Source organism: Undibacterium sp. Ji42W (genome assembly GCF_049340405.1).
GTDB lineage: Bacteria > Pseudomonadota > Gammaproteobacteria > Burkholderiales > Burkholderiaceae_D > Undibacterium.
On sequence record NZ_JBMPOV010000032.1, the window covers coordinates 1 to 4,760 of the forward strand.

1 protein-coding gene is annotated in these 4,760 nt (G+C 57.1%); it reads right to left on the bottom strand.

Annotated elements, in window-relative coordinates:
- The coding region (locus ACO0LG_RS29430; RefSeq protein WP_423032153.1) for a choice-of-anchor U domain-containing protein at positions 1 to 4,739 on the bottom strand (4,739 nt) is incomplete at its 3' end.
- Positions 4,740 to 4,760 lie beyond the last annotated feature (21 nt).

Sequence of the window (4,760 nt, forward strand, 5' to 3'; positions counted from 1 at the left end):
ATCCCACCGATGCCCCCCTGGAATTCAGCTGACTCCATGAACGATGCTGCGACCTGGGCCCGGCTCATCTTGCCACTGTCTATCTGCCCTTGCCAGTACTGCACACCTGCGGTATCAGCCTCACGGAACAAGACATCGCGATACAGCTGCATGGCAAACAAATCAGAGCGGTGCAAAACGTCATTGTCTTTGACATCCAGTTTGGTGCCGACTCTGGCTTCGATCGCATCCGGAATACCATCGCCATCCTTGTCGCCTGGCAAGGACGTATTCGGATTGGTCGGGACCGTGGTTTTAAAGCCCAGACCACCATTGAGGGTAATCTTGCCATCGACCTTGCCGTCAGCATCAAAGATCCCGCCGTCCGTGATCTTGAAGTCCACTTTCAGCTTGCCGTTCACCGTCGCAATATTCGTGGCAATGTTGGTCCAGGTGCCAGCTTTGTCTTGTACCCAGTAGCCATTGACTGGTCCCATGGCATCGGTGTACAGCGACATCGTGGTTTCCTGGCCTGCTGCCAGGCCGGTCAGCTGGGTGGTGATCATGCCGTACTGCATGCTCAGTTCTACTGGCAGTGTCGCTGGCGCTACCGTGGTCGCCACATTGGTTTGCGACAGGAAATTATTATTCGCCAGTGTCACATAATGATTATTCGCTGCCGTATTGTTATTCCATAACAGCGAACTGACATTCTTCTGCGATTGATCCGGTATGCCATCACCATTACCATCACCATTACCCGCACCCAGTAAATTGGGTACTTCTGCTTCTACCCGCTGCAGGATGCCATCGCCATCCGCATCCGAGCTGCCCGTACCAGGATTGTCAGTGCCAGGGTTGATACTATAGGTTTGCGAGAATGTCGCCCCGCTATTGCCAGCCAGATCAGCCACCCTGACTTTAAGAGTATTATTGCCAGCCAGCAATTGATTTGGCAAACTCCAGGTAGTGCCACCGATGGTCGCCAGCGCATTGATCCAGCTTGTACCATTGTCGAGCGAAACTTGCACTGTTTCGCCAGCGACCAGGCCAGCACTGAGGCTGCCCGAGATGGTTTGGTCGCTGATGGTGGTGATGAAGTCAGTGTTGCTGGCACCATCATCATTGGAAAGACGTACTGAACCTATGCCAGTCGTCGGCGCGGTATGATCGACCTGATACAACTGCCCGGTAAAGCCGCCATTCAAAGCCAGGCTGGCCGTATCCACAATCCCCGTTCCCGCATTCTTGAGATTCAGCCCCAGCGTACCATCGCCCGTGAGGCCAGTAATCCTGACGCTATAAGTGGAAGGATCAAGCTGGGTGACGCTGCTGATCGTGCCCGCCACCGTACCCGTCGTCGCCAGCGCAAAGGCAGCCGCATTCACGCCTGTGACCGCTTCACTGAACGTCACTTTGTAATCCACACTACCCAGATTGGTATTCTCAGACTGGACACGGGCAATGCCCGTGGCATTCGGGTTGACATTGTCACCCACGGCGACGGTAAAGCTCTTATCAAAGGCAGCGCCCATGGCATCGGTTGCCCTGATATACACGGTGTAGTTACCCGGTGTCATGCCTACCGGGTTCTTGGCCACCAGGCTATTGCCAGCAATCGTGAACTTGGCATTGTCTTTATCATTCGTACCATTCCCGCCCACCAGGCTGAAGCTGGCGGTATCACCTGGATTAGGATCAACGGCGCTCAGGGTACCGACACTGGTGTTGTCTGGTGATCCTTGCAGGACAGTAGCCGGTAACAGAGTGATATTGGTTGGCGCCGCATTGATACCCGTCGCAATGACAGTGGTGGTGTTATTCAATACCGCACTGGCAATACCATCATTGGCGCTGATGGTGAAGGTGGTGGTTTCTGTTCCACCCACAGGGACACGGCCCGCAGCAGGCTGGAACACCAGGCCACGGATGGCCGCTTGTACGACAGCCGGGGTACCGGCCGCATGGGTATAAGTCAAGCCACCATCGGCCGTCGAGAAGCCGGTCGCTGCCAGTGAGGCCGCAGTAAAAGCCCCCTTGGCCGCCAGATCAAGACTGATGATGATGGTTTCACTGGCACCGACATCGGGATCAGTGATGGTCACGTTCGTGAATGGGGTAACCGTGGTGGTTTCTGTCACGGTCTGGCCAGCGACGACACCACCGATAGTCGGGGCGACATTGTTGCCGGTGACGGTGATTGGGTTACCAAACAGGTCTGCGATGACAACAGCCACGTCAGCACCGGTATTCCAGTCTTCCAGCAGGCCTAGGTTGTAGATGGTGGTGTCGGTGGACGAAGTACCATCCTTGTTCATTCTCAAGGCCAGGGCCGCCCTGTCGGTGGCACTCATGGTGATGGTGAAGCTGGTGTTGGAGGTGATGTCGACGTTGGACGTGTCCGTCAGGGTGTAGTTGAAGGCACCCTGGCCCAGCAGACGGATGCGGTTGGCCGTAATGTCATTGGCGGCACCTGTCAGGCTCAGCAGGTTGGTCCCGGTCACGACCAGTACGCCGGTGGCGACGTTGTAGGTCGCTGAGGTGACGGTCGGTGCCACGACGTTGGCAACAGTAATGCCATTACCCGTGAGGTCGGCAATGACGACAGCCGCATCGGCACCGGCATTCCAGTCTTCGGCCGCAATCAGGTTATAGGTGTTGGCACTGGTGGAACTGGGGCCATTCTTGTTCATGATGAGGTTGGCACCCAGCCTGTCTGCGGCACTGAGGGTCAGTGTGAAGGACGTGGCTGAACTGATCTCGACATTGCTGGTGGTGGTGAGGGTATAGCTGGCTCCGCCTTCGCCTTGCAGGCTGAACTTGTTGGCGACGATGTCGTTGGTCACCCCTGTGAGGCCACTAAGCCCGGTTCCTGTGACAGTCAGCACGCCAGTGTTGGCATCATAGGTGGAGGAGGTGATGGTCGGGACCGGGATATTGCTGACGGTAATGGCGGACGTTGTTACAGCGATATTGCCACCGGTAATGGCGCTATCCCAGTCATCGGCTGCAGCCAGGTTGTAAGTCGTGCCGCCAGTAGATGTTGTGCCGTTCTTGTTGAACAGGGCTTCCACTGCAGTCTGGTCGGCACCTGCGAGGGTAACGGCAAAGCTGGTGGCGGAAGTAATTTCAACATTGCCGGTCGTCGAGAGCGTACGTGTGGCGGCGCCTTCACCTTTGATGGTGAGGGCAGTGACAGTAATGTCATTGGTGGCACCGATGGTCTTGACCAGACCAGTGCCAGTCACGGTCAGGATGTGGGTGGTGACATCATAGGTCGCAGACGTCATCGTTGGGGCGGCGACGTTGGAGACGGTGACGGCATTGCCGGTCAGGTCGGCGCTGGAGGTGGTGGTGGCGTCCCAGGATGCAGCGGCAGCGAGGTTGAAGGTGGTGGTATCAACGGCAGTTGTACCGTTCTTGTTCAATATGCCATTGATGACGAGCTTGTCGGCGGCGTTCAGGGTCACGGCAAAGGCGGTACTGCTGCTGGCGGTGACGTTGGCGGTGGTCAGGGTGTAGGAACCAGCCTGGCCAGTGATCGATAATTTACTGACATCAATGGTGTCGCCACCGACGATGTTGACGGCAGAGACGGACAAGATGCCGGTGGCTGCATCGTAACTGGAACTCAATATGCTGGGTGCAGCATTGGCGACGGTGATGCCGTTGCCGGTCAGATCCTGGATATTGCCACCGGTGATGACGCTGTCCCAGTCATCGGCTGCGGCAAGGTTGTAGGCCGTGGCGCTGCTGGCAGAGGAGGTGCCGTTCTTGTTGAGCAAGCTATCCACACCAGCGATATCGGCACCGGCTAAGGTAAAGGTGAAGCTGGTGGCAGACGTGATTTCAACATTGCCGGTGGTGGAGAGGGTGTAGGTGGCACCACCTTCACCGGTAATGGTGAGCTTGGATATCGTGACGTCATTGGTCGCACCTATCGTTTTAACGAGGTTGGTACCGGTGACGGTGAAGACGTGGGTGGTGCCATCATACGTTGCTGAGGTGATCGTTGGGGCGGTGACGTTCGATACGGTCACGGGATTGCCGGTCAGGTCGGCACTGGAGGTGGTGGTGGCATCCCAGGATGCAGCGGCGGCGAGGTTGAAGGTGGTGGTATCCACCGCGCTGGTGCCGTTGTTGTTCAGTATGCCGTTGATGGCGAGTTTGTCGGCGGCGTTTAAGGTCACTGCAAAGGCAGTCGAACTGCTGGCGGTGACGTTGGCGGTGGTCAGGGTGTAGGAACCAGCCTGGCCAGTGATCGATAATTTACTGACGTCAATGGTGTCGCCACCGACGATGTTAACGGCGGAGACGGACAAGATGCCGGTGGCTGCATCGTAGGTGGAACTGAGGATGCTTGGTGCGGCATTGGCGACGGTGATGCCGTTGCCGGTCAGATCCTGGATGTTGCCGCCGGTGATAACGCTATCCCAGTCATCGGCTGCGGAGAGGTTATAGGCCGTGGCGCTGCTGGCAGAGGAGGTGCCGTTTTTATTGAGCAAGCTATCGACAGCAGCAATATCGGCACCGGCCAGGGTGAACGTAAAGCTGGTGGCAGACGTGATTTCGACGTTGCCAGTCGTGGACAACGTGCGCGTGGCACCACCTTCGCCAGTGATGGTCAACTTGGCTATCGTGATGTCATTGGTCGCGCCGATAGTTTGCACCAGGTTGGTGCCGGTGACGGTGAAGACGTGGGTGGTGCCATCATACGTCGCGGACGTAATCGTTGGGGCGGTGACGTTCGATACTGTCACGGTATTGCCGGTCAGGTCGGC